This window comes from Pseudomonas sp. ES3-33 (assembly GCF_000952175.1).
Lineage (GTDB): Bacteria > Pseudomonadota > Gammaproteobacteria > Pseudomonadales > Pseudomonadaceae > Aquipseudomonas > Aquipseudomonas gregormendelii.
On record NZ_JZRI01000149.1, the window covers coordinates 1 to 19,099 of the forward strand.

Sequence of the window (19,099 nt, forward strand, 5' to 3'; positions counted from 1 at the left end):
GAATTTTCCTACATCAAACTAACCTATTGATTCTGTACAAATTACCAAAGCAGACGATTTCTTTGCGGGGATCGGTGCTCGCCGCCAAATAGTTCGTATTACTGTAGACCTGTGCTGAATCGCACTGCGCGTTGAACCGAACACACATCGCCATGCGCGACCTACGAAGACTGATGCCTTCCTGCATGGCGAGCAGGTGCGTGAGCACCGTTCAGGATTATTTGTAATACCTACAGGAAGACCCATGACAAGCGCGAGATGCCGTTCGCGCCTTGAATGCGGCGGCGCCTGTACCGGCGCCATCGCGGGCAAGGCTTCCTCCCACAGGTTCAGCGCCATGCCATCAGCTGAGCCTGATACAAACCCTGTGGGAGCAAGGCTTGCCCGCGATGAACGCTGACGCGGTCAAAGGCCAGGCACAAAAAAAGCGCCCGCAGTGGACGCTTTTTTTGAAGCTGATTCGCTTACTTCAGTGTAACCGTACCTTTCATCATCGAGATGTGGCCCGGGAACGAGCAGAAGAAACCGTATTTCTCATCCGCACTCAGCTTCGACACATCAAAAGTCACCGAATCGGTTTCCTTGGCGCCGATGATCTTGGTGTGGGCGATGATGCGGGTGTCGCCGTCTTTCAGGTAGTTCTTGTCGATACCGGCAGCCAGGCCATCGGTGGCGATCGGCTGCATGTCAGCTTCTTTACTCAGCACCCAGTTATGACCCATGACGTTCTTCGGCAAGCTGCCAGAGTGGGTCAACTCGACGGTGAAGGTTTTGCAGCTCTTGTCGATCTCAATGGCCTTGCTGTTGAAGGTCATCTGGTCGGTGGAGTCGATGGTGGTCTTGCACTCGGCAGCCATCAGTTGGCTGCTGGCCAGTGTCAGCAGGGATACCGCAACAAGTTTGGCAAACATGGTGAATCTCCAAGGCAGGGTTAACAAAAGTGCGAATGGACAGAAGACTGCCTGAAAACTGCGCAAGTTCCTATGACCTGAATCAAAAATTGTATACAACTTTCGGGCTATGACACCGATCGAAACAATCTACCAGCCAGATGCCTGGCCCGGCCCTATCATCGGTCCATCGCCACCTACCTGGAATCCGTCATGACCCTCAATAGCCTGTTGTGCAGCCTGCTTGCCGCGTATGCCTGTGGTGCCAGCGGCAGTTACGAAACCCCTGCCCGCGACCTTTAACCCTTGGATCGCTAACGCCGTGCCTTTACCCTGTGGTCATCGTGACCGTGGAGCAAAGCATGTCATTAGCATCCGTTTGTGTTTTCTGCGGTGCCAGCACTGGCACCCACCCGGCTTATCGTGAAGCGGCTATCGCCCTTGGGCGCGCCATCGCCGAACGCAAGCTGACCCTGGTATACGGCGGTGGTGCCGTGGGTTTGATGGGGATAGTCGCGGATGCCGCCCTGGCAGCCGGCGGGGAAGTCATTGGTATCATTCCGCAAAGTCTCAAGGACAAGGAAATCGGCCACAGCGGCCTGACTCGCCTGGAAGTGGTTGACGGCATGCATGCGCGCAAGGCGCGGATGGCCGAGCTGAGCGATGCTTTCATCGCGCTGCCCGGCGGCCTCGGCACCCTGGAAGAACTGTTCGAAGTCTGGACCTGGGGCCAGCTCGGCTATCATGCAAAACCGCTCGGCCTGCTCGAAGTGAACGGTTTCTACAGCAAATTGACTGGTTTTCTTGATCATATCGTCGGCGAAGGCTTCGTTCGCGAAGCGCACCGTGACATGCTGCAAACGAGCGAATCGCCGCAAACCCTGCTCGACGCACTGGATGCCTGGCACCCGGTGGTCACGCCAAAATGGGCCGAGCAAAAACCCAGCTAACGGCTCGGGCCCGATACAGGGCAGAATATGCGCCGCTCAACCTCACCTTCGACCCAAGAGGATCGCCCATGGCTAAACCTAATTATTCCTTCGCCAAACGTCAGAGAGACTTGGCCAAGGAGCAGAAGAAAGAGGAAAAGCTTCAGCGCAAGAAAGCTACAGCTGAAGAAGAAGCAGCAGCACTGAACCCGGATGCCGAAGGTGAAGTGGCTACAGACGAAACCGCAGCACCGAAAGATCAGGCGCCTGACGCCTGAGACCCTCAGGGCCGGATGATCTGATCAGGCCCACCGGATCTGTGTCCAGGGTTGGCAGCACTGCTGCTGACCCTGTAGGAGCTGCCGAAGGCTGCGATCTTTTGATCTTGTTCTTCAAATGTTCTGAAGACGCTCAAGATCAAAAGATCGCAGCCTTCGGCAGCTCCTACCGGGGGATGCGCGTTAATCCAGCGGCATCACCGTGACCCGAACTTCGGGGTCATGATTGCCCCCGCCCAGAATCACCCCGCGCAACGGCGACACATCCGAAAAATCCCGGCCCCAGGCCAGGGTGATGTGCTCCAGTGCCGGCTGCACGTTGTTGGTCGGATCAAAATCGACCCAACCCAGTACCGGACAAAATACCGAAACCCAGGCATGCGAGGCGTCGGCGCCGATCAGGCGTGGCTGGCCGGGTGGTGGCTGAGTCAGCAGGTACCCGCTGATGTAACGCGCTGCCAGGCCTCGGGAGCGCACGCACGCGAGCATCAGGTGGGCGAAGTCCTGGCAAACCCCTCGCCGCCGCTCCAGGACCTCCACCAGAGGAGTGGCGACCTGGGTCGCTTCGGCATCGAAGGTGAACTCGCTGAAAATCTTCTCCATCAATGCCTGAACGCCAAGCAGCAACGGCCTGCCCGGCGCAAAACAACTTTCCGAGAACTCGACGAAGTTGCGCTTCAAGTGCACATAGGGCGATTCGAACCGGTAACGGCAGGCTTCCAGTATCTCGCGGGAAAGCGGCTGGCTGCTGTAGGTCAGCGCGCTGCGGGTATCTTCCCATGCGGGGGAGCGGTTGAAGTCCAGCATCGGCCGGGCCGTCACTTCAATGGTCAGGCTGGCATTGACCAGCAATTCGTCGTGGGGGCGCTCGAACGCCAGGCGGGTCAGCGGATTGCCGAACACGTCCAGTTCATCCCGGCGTGAGGTGGGATCCGGACTGATCTGCAAGCGCTGATCCGTGCAATGCTGCCAGGCGCAAGGCCGTGGCCACAGGTGCGCCAGCTGCTGGGCGAGCGACACCGGGCTGTCGTAGTGATAGTGGGTGTCGTGAAAAATCTGGTAATGGGCGCTCATCAGACGGACACCGTACGCTGGCTGACATCATCGACATGGGCGAAATGCCGCAGAGCCAGGCGATCGGAGGCCTGGCCGCTGGCTTCGGCGATTTCCTGCAGCAGATCGGCCAGGCCTTCGACGGCGGCGCGTACGCTGGCTTCGCCAAACAGCGAGTTTTGCAGGCACCCCAGGTCGAACCGGGCCAGGCGCTCGACCAGTTGCGGTAAACCGGTCTCACGTGGCGCACCGAAATCGTCATTCAGTCGCTTGAGGGTACGATTGACCAGCTTCAACTGGAACAGCACGGCATGGGGGTTCTGCTCGTCGAGGAGCAACAGGTCCAGCACCGGGAGCAGTTGCGCCACCGCCAGATACCGCGAGCGATAAGTGATGCTGCTGTTGCCCAGTTCCAGCAGCCATTCCAGGCCCGCCTGATCAAAAGGACCGGCGCCGCGCAGGAAGGCGGCAAGGCTGGCGCTGAGAAATTGCAGCCGTTCGATGCGCCGACCGATCATCAGAAAGCGCCATCCCTCATCGCGGGTCATGTCGTCCAGGGCAAAACCCGACAGCGCGGCCAGGGACATCACCAGTCGGTTGAGAAAGTCCAGCAGCTCACCGAAGTCAGGCTCGGCGGTTTCCAGTTCCATGGCTTCGCGTTGCAGTTCCACCAGGGCCTGCCAGTTTTCCCGCGAGAGCTTGCCGCGCACCTGCGAGGCTGCCCACTGCAATCGCTGCAGGTTGGAGCGCAGGCTGAACGACCAGTCATCCCCGAGCAGCGCGGCAAGCAGGCGTTCCTGCAGTTCGCCCTCATCGGGCAACAGCATCAGGCGTTCTCCAAGATCGACTGCGGCTTGCAGCGCTTGCGGATCGTCGCCATCGACATAACGAGCGAGCATGATGCGCAGCAACCGGGCGCTGTCATCACAGCGTTCGCAATAGCGACCGAACCAGAACAGGTTTTCCACCACCCGCGACGGCAGGTAGGGGTCGCGACGAACCAGGTCATGCACGCCTATCGTGCGTCGGGTTTTCCATTGTTCGCCGGTGGGTGGACGATCGCCCAGCACCCAGGTGTCCTTGCTGGCGCCGCCCCGTTGCATCGACACCACTTCGGCGTCCGCGTCGGCGGCGACCCGGGTCAAACCGCCAGGTAAAACGCGATAACCCTCATTGCTGGCGACCGCATACATGCGCATGCCGATGGCACGAGGTTGCAACTGGCCGTCTTCAGCCTGCCACACCGGGGCCTGGGATAACTGCGCAAGTTCTTGCGCCACATAAGCGTAAGGGCGCGCCTGCATGCGCTCGGCAAGCTCTTCGCGCTGTTTTTCACTCAGGTCGCGGCCAAACACCGGGGTAAAACTCTGGGATGGAAAGGCCGGCTTGATCAGTAGTTCGGGCAGCTTCTCCAGTGCCTGCGCCAGCACCGGCGCCTCGCCGCACCACCAGGTGGCGATGGACGGCAGTATCAGCTCCTCACCAAACAGGAACTGACTGATCCGCGGCAGAAAGCCGAGCAGGCCCGGCGACTCCAGCACGCCGCTGCCGAGCGCATTGGCCACCAGCACCCGGCCCTGCCGCACCGCCTCGAGCAATCCTGGCACGCCAAGGGCTGAATCGGTGCGCAATTCGAGCGGGTCGCAGAAGTCATCATCCAGCCGGCGCATGATCGCGTGCACGCGGCGCAAACCGCTCAGTGTCTTCAGGTAGACCGTGGCATCGCGCACCGTGAGGTCACCACCTTCCACCAGCGGATAGCCGAGTTGCCGCGCCAGGTAGAGATGCTCGAAATAGCTTTCATTAAAACGGCCGGGCGTCAGCAACACGATCAGCGGCGCCTCGGCGTCGCTCGGCGCCTGGCGCGCCAGGGTCTCCTGCAGCGTGCGGAAGAAACCGGCCAGGTGCTGCACCTTCAGGTCACGGTACAACTCCGGGAACGCGCGCGACACGATGGTGCGGTTCTCCAGCGCATAACCCGCGCCAGAAGGTGCCTGGGTGCGGTCCGCCGTTACCCACCAGCGACCATCCGGCGTACGCGCCAGATCGACGGCATACAGGTGCAAAAAAGCCCCGTCAGGCGGCTTGATGCCCTGGCAGGGCCAGAGGAAATTGTTGTGGCCGAACACCAGCTCGGCCGGCAACAGCCCCTCGGCAATCAAGCGTTGCGGGCCATACAGGTCTGCCAGCACGGCATTGAGCAGGCGCGCGCGCTGGGCGATGCCGGCCGACAATTGCTGCCACTCATCGACGGCGATTACATGCGGCAGCAAGTCCAGTTCCCACGGCCGATCCGCGCCTTTGGGGTCGGCGTAGACGTTGTAGGTCACACCGTTTTCGTGGATCTGCCGGGTCAACAGGGCCTGACGCTGCATCAATTGCGCAGGGGTGCTGCGCTGCAATTGGTCGAACAACCGACGCCAATGCGCGCGCACGGCTCCGCTGTCGTCGAGCAGTTCGTGGTAATTGCCCGCCGTCGGCGGGTAGCGGTCAAGCAGGTCAGGCATGGAAAGCTCGGCAGACAGCAAGGAACGGTCAGACTAACGCACGCTCATGACACCCGGATAGACGAAAAACCCGGGCGTCGCGTACGGTTCAAAAACGTCGTAAATCGAGCGTCATTGGCAGCTCGTCGTTGATATCCAGAAGGGGCACCGGCAGTTTTCCGGGGCTGTGGCCGATACGGAAGAACCGCGCCATGCGCCGGCTCTCGGCTTCGTTCGCGTTCACCGGCAAGCTGTCGTAGTTGCGTCCTCCCGGATGAGCCACGTGGTACTGGCAACCGCCCAGTGAGCGTTGCATCCAGGTGTCGAGCAAGTCGAACACCAATGGCGCGTGAACCGGGATGGTTGGCTGCAGGCAGTTGGCCGGTTGCCAGGCGCGAAAACGCACGCCGGCGACAAACTCGCCGACTCGTCCGGTCGGTTGCAGGGGCACGGCAACGCCATTGCAGGTCAGCAGGTAGCGCTGTGGCGGCAAGCCGCTGAGCTTGACCTGCAGGCGCTCCAGGGATGAGTCGACATAGCGCACGGTGCCACCAGGCACGCCCTCCTCGCCCAGCACATGCCAGGGTTCCAGCGCCTGACGCACCTCCAGTTCGATACCGCTGACCGCGTAGTCGCCCACTTTGGGAAAGCGAAATTCCAGGTGTGCGGCGAACCACTCGGCACGCACGGGATAACCGGCCGAATTCAGGTCGACGATAACGTCGGCAAAATCCTGTTCGATGAAGTGCGGCAACAGGAAACGGTCGTGCAGTTCGGTGCCCCAGCGCGCCAGTTTCGGCGGCGCATAGGGTTCACGCCAGAATCGTGCGACCAGCGCCCGCAGCAGCAGCTGTTGGGTCAGGCTCATGCGCGCATGGGGTGGCATTTCAAAGGCGCGCAGCTCCAGCAAGCCCAGGCGGCCGGTTGCGCCATCCGGGGAATACAGCTTGTCGACGCAGAACTCGGCACGGTGCGTGTTGCCCGTCACGTCGATCAGCAGGTTTCGCAGTAACCGGTCCACCAGCCACGGCGCACACTCTTCGCCAGGCTCGGGCATCTGCGCAAAGGCGATCTCCAGTTCATACAACGCATCGTTGCGCGCCTCATCGACTCGCGGCGCTTGCGACGTGGGGCCGATGAACAGTCCCGAGAACAGGTAGGACAGGGAAGGATGGTTATGCCAATAGCTGATCAGGCTGCGCAGCAGGTCCGGACGCCGCAGGAATGGCGAGTCGGCCGGCGTCGCACCACCCAGGACAAAATGGTTGCCGCCGCCGGTTCCGGTGTGGCGGCCATCGATCATGAATTTTTCGGTGGTCAGGCGAGTCTGGCGCGCCTGTTCGTAAAGAAACTCGGTTCGTTCGACCAGTTCGTCCCAGGTGGCAGAAGGCTGGACGTTGACTTCGATCACACCCGGATCAGGCGTGATGCGAAAGTTGCTCAGGCGCGGATCGCTCGGCGGCTCGTAGCCTTCCAGCAACACCGGGCAATGCAACTCCTCTGCAGTGGCCTCGATGGCGGCGACCAGTTCCAGATAGTCCTCGGCCCGTTCCAGAGGCGGCATGAACAGATACAGGCGACCCTCACGCGCTTCGGCACAGAAGGCGGTGCGGGTCAGCCAGGCGGCGGATTCGTCGATCTTCGGCGCGCGCTCCTCGACCACTGGCGGTCGGTCCTGGCTTTGCAACTGAGCCGAGTCGGGCAGCGGCGGGAAATCCTGGTTCGGATCCCGGGGATGGATAAATGGATACTCTGCAGCCTTGACCCAGGGTTGCGAGCCCAGCGGCAAGCGGTACCCCAGGGGTGAGTCACCGGGTACCAGCCGGCAATGCTCATCGCGCAGGTACCAGCGACCGCTTTGCCACTGGTCACCCTTGGCAGTACGTGCCAGGGGAAGAACCTGTCCGATGACCTTATCCAGGCCCTGGCTGAAGACCTTGCGCAGGCGCGCCCGCTCCAAGGGCTCTTCCAGGCGCGAATCTTCGGCGCTGACGTTCTGGGGCAACGTGCCTTCACGCCAGAGGTAATAGAAATTGTCTTCGTAGGCAGGAAACACAAAGCGCGTCGGAATTTTCAGACGTTCAGCCACGCTTGCCAGGAAACGCCCGGCCAGTTCGCCGTCAGCGCCGTAGTCCTCCTGCTCGTCGGCAATCAACGCGCCGTTGCTCCAGATCGGCACGCCGTCGCGACGCCAGTAACAGTTCAACGACCAGCGCGGCAGTTGCTCACCGGGGTACCACTTGCCCTGGCCAAAATGCACAAGGCCATTGGGTGCGTAGTGCTTGCGCATGCGCTCGAACAGTTCAGCCGACAGGCGCCGCTTTTCCGGACCGAGCGCCGCGGTGTTCCACTCCGCGCCGTCCGGGTCGTCGATGGAGACAAAGGTCGGCTCGCCGCCCATGGTCAGGCGTACGTCACTTTCCAGCAGGTCTGCATCGATCTGGCGACCCAGGGCCTGAATTGCCAGCCATTGGTCTTCGGTGTAGGGCCGGGTGACGCGAGGCGCTTCCCAGATGCGCTCAACGGACATCTCATGGGTAAATTCGCATTCGCAGGGTTCCACCAGGCCGCTGATCGGGGCCGCAGAGCCCGGATCGGGACTGCAGGCCAACGGAATGTGGCCTTCGCCGGCAAACAGCCCGGAGGTGGCGTCCAGGCCGATCCAGCCGGCACCCGGCAAATAGACTTCACACCAGGCATGCAGGTCGGTGAAATCCACCTCTGTGCCGGAAGGACCATCGAGACTTTTCACATCGGCGGTCAGCTGGATCAGATACCCGGACACGAAACGCGCCGCCAGGCCAAGGTTGCGCAACAGCTGCACCAACAGCCAGGCGGAGTCGCGGCAGGAACCGCTCGCGTGTTCGAGCGTGTGCTCGGGGGTCTGCACACCCGGCTCCATGCGAATCAGGTAGCCAATGTCTTCGCTCAAGCGCTGGTTGAGGCCGACCAGGAAGTCGACGCTGGGCAAGGGTGTGCGGTCGATGCCGTCGAGGTAGGCCCTGAACTTCGGTGTGAGCGGCAGGGTTTCCAGGTACGGCGCCAGTTCCTTGCGCTCGTCGGCTGCGTAGGTGAACGGGATTTTCTCGGCATAGGGCTCGAGGAAAAAGTCGAAGGGATTGAAGACGGCCATTTCCGCCAGCAGATCGACTTCGATGCGCAGCTCTTCGGTTTTTTCCGGAAACACCAACCGCGCCAGGTAATTGCCCTGGGGGTCCTGCTGCCAGTTGATGAAGTGCTGCTCGGGCGAGACTTTCAGCGCATAGGACAAGATCCGCGTGCGACTGTGGGCGGCCGGGCGCAGCCGCACAATCTGCGGTCCGAGTTCGACGGCGCGGTCGTAGCGGTAATGCGTGACGTGATGCAATGCGACATGTATCGACACGGCGTGCCTCCTGCGAGCCTTAAGCGTATTCGAAAGCGCGCAAGACTTATGCCATCCAGCAGCGCTGGCGCTTTCACAGATTTGCTTAGGGCAGTACAGCACCAAAATCGGGCAATGCGGGAATTTGGTTGGGAGTGATTGCACGCAAATGTGGCGAAGATCAAAAGATCGCAGCCTTCGGCAGCTCCTACAGGGGTACGCATTCCAACTGTAGGAGCTGCCGAAGGCTGCGATCTTTGATCTTCAAACGCAAAACGCCAACCCGAAGGTTGGCGTTCTGTTAGCTGCTTTAAGCGTTTAGCGCGGCACAACCGGCTTGCGCGCGGGCTTGGGGCCTTTGCCTTTGGCCGCGTCCTTGCGCTCCTTGGCCGCTTGCTGATTGCGGGCAAACGCCGCAGCCTTAGCCTGTTCACGCTTGTCCCACGGGTTGGCGCCATCGCTGGCACGCGGTGGCAGGCCAGTGTGCTGGGTAAGAATCTTGGTGGTCTTCTCCCCCGCCACTTTATGGCTACCCGCCGGCGTCGAGTTCTTGCGACGAGCGCTCTGGTAACTGTCGGTGGCCGGCTGATGTAGCGGGATCAACTGGTTCTTGCCCGGGCCGATCAGGTCGGCGCGGCCCATGCGGGTCAGCGCTTCACGCAGCATCGGCCAGCCCTTCGGGTCGTGATAACGCAAGAACGCCTTGTGCAGGCGACGCTGCTCTTCGCTTTTGACGATGGTCACGGCGTCGCTTTTGTAGGTGACCTTGCGCAGCGGGTTCTTGCCCGAGTGGTACATCGCGGTGGCGGTGGCCATCGGCGACGGGTAGAACGCCTGCACCTGGTCGGCCCGGAAGCCATTGCCCTTGAGCCACAGAGCCAGGTTCATCATGTCTTCATCGGTGGTGCCCGGGTGGGCAGCGATGAAGTACGGAATCAGGTACTGCTCTTTCCCGGCTTCCTTGGAGTACTTCTCGAACATGCGCTTGAACTTGTCATAGCTGCCAATGCCCGGCTTCATCATCTGGTTGAGCGGACCTTCCTCGGTATGTTCCGGGGCGATCTTCAGGTAACCACCAACGTGGTGGGTCACCAGTTCCTTGACGTATTCCGGCGACTCGACCGCAAGGTCGTAGCGCAGGCCGGAAGCGATCAGGATCTTCTTCACACCCGGCAGCGCACGGGCGCTGCGATACAGCTGGATCAGCGACGAGTGATCGGTGTTCAGGTTCGGGCAGATGCCCGGGAACACGCACGACGGCTTGCGGCACGCGGATTCGATTTCCGGCGTCTTGCAGGCAATGCGGTACATGTTCGCAGTCGGGCCGCCGAGGTCGGAAATGACGCCGGTGAACCCTGGCACCTTGTCGCGGATCTCTTCGATTTCGCGAATGATCGACTCTTCGGAACGGTTCTGGATGATCCGGCCTTCGTGCTCGGTGATCGAGCAGAAGGTACAGCCGCCGAAGCAGCCACGCATGATGTTCACCGAGAAGCGGATCATGTCGTAGGCAGGAATTTTTTCCTTGCCGTAGGCCGGGTGCGGAATGCGCGCATAGGGCATGCCGAACACGTAGTCCATTTCTTCGGTGGTCATCGGAATCGGCGGCGGGTTGAACCAGACGTCGACTTCGCCGTGCCTCTGTACCAGGGCACGGGCGTTACCCGGGTTGGTTTCCAGGTGCAACACGCGATTGGCGTGGGCGTACAGAACCGCATCACCACGGACTTTTTCTACCGATGGCAGGCGGATGACGGTCTTGTCACGGGTCATGCGCGGGCTGGCCAGGATCTGCACGACCTTGGCTTCACTTGGATCTTCAACCGGCCCCTTTTCTTGCTCGATGGCGCAGGCCTGGGTGTCCTGGGTGTTCACGTACGGGTTGATGATCTTGTCAATCTTGCCCGGACGGTCAATGCGCGTGGAGTCGACTTCGTACCAGTCCTTCGGGGTGTCGCGACGGATGAACGCAGTGCCACGCACGTCGGTGATGTCTTCGATCTTGTGCCCGTAGGACAGACGCTGGGCGACTTCGACGATCGCACGCTCGGCGTTGCCGTAGAGCAGGATGTCGGCGCAGGCGTCGATCAGGATCGAGTTGCGTACCCGGTCCTGCCAATAGTCGTAATGGGCGATGCGGCGCAGAGAGGCTTCGATGCCGCCGAGTACGATCGGTACGTTTTTGTAGGCTTCCTTGCAGCGCTGGCTGTACACCAGGCTTGCGCGGTCCGGACGTTTGCCCGCCAGGCCGCCCGGTGTATAGGCGTCATCTGAACGGATTTTCTTGTCGGCGGTGTAGCGGTTGATCATCGAATCCATGTTGCCGGCCGCGACGCCGAAGAACAGGTTCGGCTCGCCGAGCTTCATGAAATCGTCTTTGGACTGCCAGTTCGGCTGGGCAATGATCCCGACGCGGAAGCCCTGGGACTCCAGCAGCCGGCCGATGATTGCCATGCCGAACGACGGATGGTCAACGTAGGCATCACCGGTGACGATGATGATGTCGCAGGAATCCCAGCCAAGCTGATCCATCTCCTCCCTGCTCATTGGCAGGAATGGCGCTGGGCCGAAACATTCGGCCCAGTACTTGGGATAGTCAAATAACGGCTTGGCTGTTTGCATGACGATGACCGGTGTTGAGATGAAAAATCGCGGGCGCGGAATATAGCACAAAATTTAACCAATTCCGACGATAATGGTCGGAAATTGCGTCGCCGCCATCGCGGGCAAGCCCGCTCCCACAGGTTCGGTGAGATTCTCGTGGGAGCGGGCTTGCCCGCGATGAGGCCCTCTCAGGCGCTACAGCTTATTCGTCGTCGAAGTTGTAGCTACCCGGTGCGAGGTTTTCGAAGCGGGTGTACTTGCCGATAAACGCCAGGCGCGACGTGCCGATCGGGCCGTTTCGCTGCTTGCCGATGATGATCTCGGCGATGCCCTTGTGCTCGGTCTCCGGGTGATAAACCTCATCCCGATACACGAACATGATGACGTCAGCATCCTGCTCGATCGCTCCGGATTCCCGAAGGTCGGAGTTGATCGGGCGTTTGTTCGGACGTTGTTCCAAAGACCGGTTGAGCTGGGACAAAGCCACCACCGGGCAATTGAATTCCTTGGCCAGGGCCTTGAGGGAACGGGAGATCTCGGAAATCTCGTTGGTCCGGTTATCGCCACCGGAACCTGGAATCTGCATCAATTGCAGGTAGTCGATCATGATCAGGGCGACATCGCCGTGCTCACGCACCAGGCGCCGGGTACGCGCACGCATCTCCGACGGGCTGATACCGGCCGTATCGTCGATGAACAGCTTGCGGTCGTTGAGCAGGTTGACTGCCGAGGTCAGGCGCGGCCAGTCATCGTCGTCGAGGCGACCGGCACGGACCTTGGTCTGGTCGATACGCCCCAGAGACGACAACATACGCATGATCAGCGATTCACCTGGCATCTCCAGCGAGTACACCAGCACGCACTTGTCGCTGCGCAGCACGGCGTTTTCCACCAGGTTCATCGCAAAGGTGGTTTTACCCATGGATGGACGGCCGGCGACGATGATCAAGTCAGACGGCTGCAGGCCGCTGGTCATGCCGTCGAGGTCGGTGTACCCGGTGGACAGGCCGGTAATCGCGTTGTCGGTATTGAACAAGGTGTCGATGCGGTCGATGGCCTTGGTTAGCAGGTCATTCACGCTCACCGGGCCGCCGGTTTTTGGCCGGGCCTCGGCGATCTGGAAGATCTGCCGTTCGGCTTCGTCGAGAATCTCTTCTGCCGTGCGGCCTTCCGGGTTGAAGGCACTGTCGGCAATTTCAGAAGCAATGCCGATCAGTTGACGCAAGGTCGCCCGTGCGCGAACGATCTGCGCATACGCCTTGATGTTGGCGACGGATGGCGTGTTCTTCGCCAGTTCACCCAGGTAACCGAGGCCGCCGACCTGCGAGGTCTGACCTTCCTTGTCCAATTGCTCGGCAAGGGTCACGACGTCGATCGGCGAGTTCTGGTCAGCCAGCTTGGCGATCGCGCGGAAGATCAGGCGGTGGTCATGCCGATAAAAATCGCCATCCGAAACTTGATCGAGCACGCGTTCCCAGGCGTTGTTGTCCAGCATCAGACCACCGAGCACAGCCTGTTCGGCCTCGATGGAATGCGGCGGCACCTTCAGGGCAGCGGTTTGCAGATCGTATTGCTCAGGAGCGGAGATATCGTTCATGGCCACTTGAATAGGTTTGTGAAAAACAGGAACTGCAGAAAGACAAAGGGCACGACCTGTGAACAGGATCGTGCCCGATGTTACCGGCAAGCACCCGAGGGTGCCAGCCGACAAGTGCTGCTTAAGCTGCTACCACGACAACGCGTACGGTGGCTTCAACTTCGGCGTGCAGGTGCACGGCTACGTCGAATTCGCCTACGTTGCGGATGGTGCCGTTCGGCAGACGAACTTCGCTTTTTGCAACTTCAACGCCAGAGGCGGTCAGTGCATCAGCGATGTCGTGGGTGCCGATCGAACCGAACAGCTTGCCTTCGTCACCAGCGGTGGCAGTGATAGTCACTTCCAGCTCAGCCAGTTGGGCGGCACGGCTTTCAGCCGAAGTTTTACGGTCTGCTGCGGCTTTTTCCAGCTCAGCGCGACGCTCTTCGAACGCAGCCAGGTTGGCTGGGGTCGCAGCGGTAGCTTTGCCGTAAGGCAGCAGGTAGTTACGACCGTAACCAGCCTTAACGTTCACTTTGTCACCCAGGTTGCCCAGGTTGGTGACTTTTTCCAGAAGGATCAGTTGCATGTGAAAATCCTCTTAACTTTTAACCTTCACCGTTCGCGCTATCGGCGTCTTTCGGCGCCAGACGACCGCGAAAATCAATCAGGCTGTCGACGATGGCCAAGACCACCAGCAACGGATAGATCAGCTGCATGAACAGCAACAGCGTGACGTACAACCCCACCAGCCAGAACCTGGCCAATCGCTTCTGCGCTACCAGCCCATGCATCAGGGACAGTGCGGCAAACACCAGCGGTACGCTGCACAACGGCGTCAGCATGGCCATCTGTGGACCGATGTTCGGCCCCAGAAGCATGCACGCCAGCAGCAACATCGCTGGTAAAAGCGGGAATCGGATGGCGCGAAATTCGCGACCAAAACCACCCGGGTTGTACAACAACGCCTGCCAGTAGCGCCCGACAATCAGGCTCAGCACACTGACGATTTGCAACAAGGCCGCAATCAGGCCGGTCAGGACCGGTGCAATCAGGGACGCAAAATGCGCTTGCTCGTCTACCGACAACTTCTGGTAGACATCACCGAGTAGCGACGGCATGACCTTTATCAAGGCCTGCGCCAGCATCTCGATCTGGGGACCAAAAGCGATCCCCAGCACCACTGAAAACACCACTCCCATCGCTATGCTGACCAGCAGCACGCGGTTCCAGGACTCACTTGCGCGCAAAACCAACGCAAGGCTCCAAGACCCCAGCAACACCAGAAGTGAGCGAGGGTCATCGGCATAAAGCCACCAGACCAGGGCCGGCAGCAGTCCCAGAGCAAGAACGCTCGTCGCGTCCTTCAATCCGCGCCGCAGGAGCACGAAGCATCCCGCAGCAGCACCCAACCAATACAACAACGGCAATGCCGCGCATCCAGCCACTACCAGAGTGGCCTGCATACGGCCGCGCATGATGAACTCAGCTATGGCACGCATGCATTCAATCCTTTGCTACGAGTCGACTGCCCGGTCTCAGCGGCCGTGGCTGTCGGTGTAGGCCAGCAGGGCCAGGAAGCGGGCGCGCTTGATAGCGGTGGCCAGCTGACGCTGATAACGAGCTTTGGTACCGGTGATGCGGCTTGGAACAATTTTGCCGGTCTCGGATACGTAGGCTTTCAGAGTGTTGAGATCTTTGTAATCGATCTCTTTCACGTCTTCAGCGGTGAAGCGGCAGAATTTACGACGACGGAAGAAACGTGCCATGTAATAGGCTCCTCAAAAGGTCCGTGGATTACTCGTCAGCGTTATCGCTGTTGTCGCTGTCATCACTATCAGCGCTTTCAGCGCCTTCGTGCTCAGGACGGTCGCGACGCTCACGGCGCTCACTGCGGTTTTCTTCAGCCTTGAGCATCTCGGATTGGCCGGTAACGGCTTCTTCGCGACGGATGACCAGGTTACGGATCACTGCATCGTTGTAGCGGAAGTTGTCTTCCAGCTCGGCCAGGGCCTTGCCAGTGCACTCAACGTTCAGCATCACGTAGTGAGCCTTGTGAACATTGTTGATTGCGTAGGCCAGTTGACGACGGCCCCAATCTTCCAGACGGTGGATTTTGCCGCCGTCTTCTTCGATCAGCTTGGTGTAACGCTCAACCATGCCGCCGACTTGCTCGCTTTGATCCGGGTGGACCAAAAAGATGATTTCGTAATGACGCATGAATGCTCCTTACGGGTTGTAGCCTGCCGCTCAAAAGCGGTCAGACAAGGAGTGAATGACACTTATGGACTTGCTTGCGATAGACACATGCGTGCCTGCCGTCACAGCAAGGGGCGCAATTGTAGAGAAGGGGCGGAAGAGGTGCAAGGTAATTGGTGATTATTTGAACAATCACCGCGATACCGGCCGGACACCTGTAGGAGCTGCCGAAGGCTGCGATCTTTTGATCTTAAAAACCAAAATCAAAAGATCGCAGCCTCGTTTCTCTCGGCAGCTCCTACAAGTCCTGCGTAGTGTCAGGACTTTTTGCCAGTCCCGGCCGCCTTGACGCTACGCTGGCGCTGGGCTTCGAACAGGCACACGCCCGTTGCCACGGATACGTTGAGGCTGCTGACGCTGCCAGCCATCGGCAGGTGAACAAGGTAATCGCACAGGTCGCGGGTCAGGCGACGCATGCCGCTGCCTTCTGCACCCATGATCAGGATAGTCGGGCCGGTCATGTCCTGTTGATACAGGCTCTGTTCGGCCTCGCCCGCCGTGCCGACAACCCACAAGCCACGCTGCTTGAGCTTTTCAAGCGTGCGCGCAAGGTTGGTCACTGCAACCAACGGAATCACTTCCGCTGCGCCACAGGCGACCTTGCGCACTGTCGGGGTCAAGGTGGCTGACTTGTCCTTCGGCACGATCACCGCCAGCGCTCCGGCCGCATCGGCCGAACGCAGGCAGGCGCCAAGGTTGTGCGGGTCGGTTACGCCGTCGAGCACCAGCAGCAGTGGTGCGCCGTCGGTGCGATCGAGCAGCTCGTCCAGCATCGCCTCACCCCAGACCTGGCTCGGACTCACATCCGCCACCACGCCCTGGTGTACGCCCTCAACCCAGGCGTCGAGCTCGCGACGCTCGGCATTGCCGACCGCCACGCGATTCTCGGCAGCGAGTTCGATCAGGGTTTTCACGCGCGGGTCGCTGCGACCTTCCGCCAACCAGATCTGCTTGACGCGTTTCGGGTGATGGCGGAGCAGCGCTTCTACGGCATGTACGCCGTAGATTTTTTCCAACTGACTCATGACTTGGCCTTAGGTTTACGCGCCCCGCCGCTTTTGGCTGGGGCCGAGCCCGCTTTTGGCGGGCCTTTACGGTGTTTGCTTGGCTTGCTGCCGGGAGCCTTGTCAGGCGCCGACCGTCCGGTCTTTCCCCCAGACGCCGCTTTACCGCCGCTTTTCGCTTCAGACAGCAATGCCTGCTTCAATTCACGACTTTTGCGCAGCTCGGCATTTTTTGCCGCCGCATCGCTCGGACGATAGGCTTCGACAGCCTTCTCCTTCGCTGGACGACGGCCTGTTTTCGCGGCAGCCGGCTCGGCAACGGTTTTAGCCGTGGACTTGCTGGCTGGCTCGGTTTTTTCAGTTCCGCGCTTCTTGCGGCCGATTGGCGCGCTGATGGTTTTTTCAGCCATCTCGAAGTCGATCTTGCGCTCGTCGAGGTCAACGCGCATCACGCGCACTTCAACGGTATCGCCAAGGCGGAAGCTGCGACCGGTGCGCTCACCGGCGAGGCGGTGGTGCACAGGATCGAAGTGGTAGTAATCCCCAGGCAGCGCGGTGACGTGCACCAGGCCTTCGACGTAGATATCGGTCAGCTCGACGAACAGGCCAAAACCGGTCACGGCAGTGATCACACCCGGGAACGATTCACCCACGCGATCTTTCATGAACTCACACTTGAGCCAGTTCACTACGTCGCGGGTCGCTTCGTCGGCGCGGCGCTCACTCATCGAGCATTGCTCGCCGAGCTGCTCGAGGGCGGCTTCGTCGTACGGATAGATCCGCGCTTTCGGGATGGTCATCGCGCCAGCACGGCGAACGTGCGGGGTGTCCTGCTTCGAATGGATGACGCTGCGGATCGCCCGGTGCGTGAGCAGGTCCGGGTAGCGGCGGATCGGCGAAGTGAAGTGGGTATAGGCTTCGTAATTCAGGCCGAAGTGGCCCTGGTTATCAGCGCTATACACCGCCTGACTCAGGGAACGCAGCATGACGGTCTGGATCAGGTGGAAATCCGGACGGTCCTTGATGCTGGCCAGCAACGCCTGGTAATCCTTCGGCGACGGGCCGTCCTTGCCTTTGTGCAGGGACAGGCCGAGCTCACCCAGGAACGCGCGCAGTTTTTCCAGGCGTTCCGGTGGCGGACCGTTGTGAACGCGATACAGAGCCGGAATTTCGTGCTTCTTGAGGAACTCTGCGGTGGCCACGTTGGCCGCCAGCATGCACTCCTCGATCAGCTTGTGCGCATCGTTACGAACGGTCGGACGGATTTCGGCAATCTTGCGCTCGGTGCCGAAGATAATCCGGGTTTCCTGGGTTTCGAAATCGATCGCGCCGCGCACGTGACGCGCGCCCAGCAGCACTTTGTAAAGCGCGTAAAGCTGCTTGAGGTGTGGCAGGACATCGTTGTACTCGCCGCGAAGCTGACGCGCCTCGGTGAGTTTCGGCGTTTCCAGCATCGCGCTGACCTTGTTGTAGGTCAGGCGGGCGTGGGAGTGGATCACGGCCTCGTAGAAGCAGTAGTCAGTCATCTCGCCGGTTTTGGAGATGGTCATCTCGCAAACCATGGCCAGGCGATCGACGTGCGGGTTCAGCGAGCACAGGCCGTTGGACAGCTGCTCCGGCAGCATCGGAATCACGCGCTCGGGGAAGTACACCGAGTTGCCCCGAACCTGGGATTCGTTGTCCAGGGCCGATCCGATTTTCACGTAGCTGGAGACGTCGGCAATTGCCACGTACAACTTCCAGCCGCCGGAGAACAGGCGCAGCTTGCCCGGCTTGGCTTCACAGTAAACGGCATCATCGAAGTCGCGCGCATCCTCACCGTCAATGGTGACGAACGGCAGATGGCGCAGGTCGATGCGCTTCTCTTTGTCTTTCTCTTCGACTTCAGGCTTGAGCTTGGCGGCTTCTTTCAACACCGCTTCAGGCCAGACGTGCGGGATATCGTACGCACGCAGGGCGACGTCGATTTCCATGCCCGGCGCCATGTAGTTGCCCACGACCTCGACCACATCGCCTTGCGGCTGGAAGCGTGGGGTCGGCCAGTGGGTGATCTTCACTTCAACGAACTGACCGATCCTGGCATTGGCATTACGGCCCGGTGTGACCAGCACTTCCTGCTGGATTTTCGGGTTGTCCGCGACCACGAAGCCGATACCACCCTCTTCGAAGTAACGACCGACGATGGTCTCGTGGGCACGGGACACCACTTCGACGATCATGCCTTCGCGGCGACCACGACGATCCAGGCCGGAAACACGGGCCAGTGCACGATCACCGTCGAACACCAGGCGCATTTGCGCCGGGCTCATGAACAGGTCGTCACTGCCGTCATCCGGCACCAGGAAGCCGAAGCCGTCCCGGTGACCACTGATGCGGCCGAGGATCAAGTCGAGCTTGTCCACCGGCGCATAGGTGCCACGACGGGTGTAGATGAGTTGAGCGTCGCGCTCCATGGCGCGCAGGCGGCGGCGCAGGGCTTCGATCTGGTCTTCTGTGGTCAGACCAAACTCTTCGACCAGTTGCTCGCGGTTAGCAGGCGAACCCCGATCAGCAAGATGCTGAAGGATCAGTTCGCGGCTAGGAATAGGGTTTTCATATTTTTCCGCTTCACGAGCGGCCTCGGGATCGAGGGACTGCCAATCGGCCATTAGAGAGT

Annotated in this window: 14 protein-coding genes and 1 pseudogene; 3 read left to right on the top strand and 12 right to left on the bottom strand. The window is 60.4% G+C overall.

Annotated features, from left to right (window positions below):
- Window positions 1-172 precede the first annotated feature (172 nt).
- Window positions 173-276: pseudogene (nadE, locus tag UB23_RS29975) on the top strand (ammonia-dependent NAD(+) synthetase); the annotation flags it as partial.
- Between the two features lie 188 nt (window positions 277-464).
- On the opposite strand, the gene azu reads toward nadE, so the two are convergent.
- Window positions 465-911: an azurin gene (gene azu, locus UB23_RS24415; RefSeq protein ID WP_045061819.1), complete on the bottom strand. Its 447-nt coding sequence runs from the start codon at window positions 909-911 to the stop codon at window positions 465-467.
- 341 nt (window positions 912-1,252) lie between these two features.
- Here azu and UB23_RS24420 point away from each other — a divergent pair, with 341 nt between their 5' ends.
- Window positions 1,253-1,840, top strand: a complete 588-nt coding sequence (locus tag UB23_RS24420; protein WP_045061820.1) for a TIGR00730 family Rossman fold protein — start codon at window positions 1,253-1,255, stop codon at window positions 1,838-1,840.
- Between the two features lie 68 nt (window positions 1,841-1,908).
- On the top strand, window positions 1,909-2,097 hold the full coding sequence (locus tag UB23_RS24425) for a hypothetical protein (RefSeq protein WP_045061821.1): 189 nt from the start codon (window positions 1,909-1,911) through the stop codon (window positions 2,095-2,097).
- A 183-nt stretch (window positions 2,098-2,280) separates the two neighbouring features.
- On the opposite strand, the gene UB23_RS24430 is transcribed toward UB23_RS24425, so the two are convergent.
- The 11 genes from UB23_RS24430 to rnr form a co-directional block, all read right to left on the bottom strand.
- The gene (locus tag UB23_RS24430; protein ID WP_045061822.1) at window positions 2,281-3,171 is read right to left on the bottom strand and encodes a transglutaminase family protein; all 891 of its coding nucleotides are present in this window, start codon (window positions 3,169-3,171) and stop codon (window positions 2,281-2,283) included.
- A complete protein-coding gene (locus tag UB23_RS24435; RefSeq protein ID WP_045061823.1) occupies window positions 3,171-5,657 on the bottom strand; it encodes a circularly permuted type 2 ATP-grasp protein in 2,487 nt (828 codons plus the stop codon). The genes UB23_RS24430 and UB23_RS24435 overlap by 1 nt, the downstream gene beginning before the upstream one ends.
- An 88-nt stretch (window positions 5,658-5,745) precedes the next feature.
- Entirely contained in the window at window positions 5,746-9,021 is a 3,276-nt protein-coding gene (locus UB23_RS24440) for a transglutaminase family protein (RefSeq protein WP_045061824.1), read from the bottom strand.
- Window positions 9,022-9,318: 297 nt separating this feature from the next.
- A complete protein-coding gene (locus UB23_RS24445) occupies window positions 9,319-11,622 on the bottom strand; it encodes a YgiQ family radical SAM protein (protein ID WP_045061825.1) in 2,304 nt (767 codons plus the stop codon).
- A gap of 184 nt (window positions 11,623-11,806) precedes the next feature.
- Window positions 11,807-13,201 (bottom strand): replicative DNA helicase, encoded by a 1,395-nt coding sequence (gene dnaB, locus UB23_RS24450; protein WP_045061826.1) that lies wholly within the window; start codon window positions 13,199-13,201, stop codon window positions 11,807-11,809.
- Window positions 13,202-13,322: 121 nt separating this feature from the next.
- The gene (rplI, locus tag UB23_RS24455; protein WP_008035347.1) at window positions 13,323-13,769 is read right to left on the bottom strand and encodes a 50S ribosomal protein L9; all 447 of its coding nucleotides are present in this window, start codon (window positions 13,767-13,769) and stop codon (window positions 13,323-13,325) included.
- Between the two features lie 19 nt (window positions 13,770-13,788).
- Entirely contained in the window at window positions 13,789-14,682 is an 894-nt protein-coding gene (locus UB23_RS24460) for a hypothetical protein (RefSeq protein ID WP_045061827.1), read from the bottom strand.
- 36 nt (window positions 14,683-14,718) lie between these two features.
- Window positions 14,719-14,949, bottom strand: coding sequence for a 30S ribosomal protein S18 (gene rpsR / locus UB23_RS24465; RefSeq protein ID WP_002551829.1), 231 nt, complete (start codon window positions 14,947-14,949; stop codon window positions 14,719-14,721).
- Between the two features lie 28 nt (window positions 14,950-14,977).
- Window positions 14,978-15,400, bottom strand: coding sequence for a 30S ribosomal protein S6 (gene rpsF / locus UB23_RS24470; RefSeq protein WP_003217491.1), 423 nt, complete (start codon window positions 15,398-15,400; stop codon window positions 14,978-14,980).
- Window positions 15,401-15,696: 296 nt separating this feature from the next.
- Window positions 15,697-16,464, bottom strand: coding sequence for a 23S rRNA (guanosine(2251)-2'-O)-methyltransferase RlmB (gene rlmB / locus UB23_RS24475; protein WP_045061828.1), 768 nt, complete (start codon window positions 16,462-16,464; stop codon window positions 15,697-15,699).
- Window positions 16,461-19,091, bottom strand: coding sequence for a ribonuclease R (rnr, locus tag UB23_RS24480; RefSeq protein WP_045061829.1), 2,631 nt, complete (start codon window positions 19,089-19,091; stop codon window positions 16,461-16,463). The genes rlmB and rnr overlap by 4 nt, the downstream gene beginning before the upstream one ends.
- Between the last annotated feature and the right edge of the window lie 8 nt (window positions 19,092-19,099).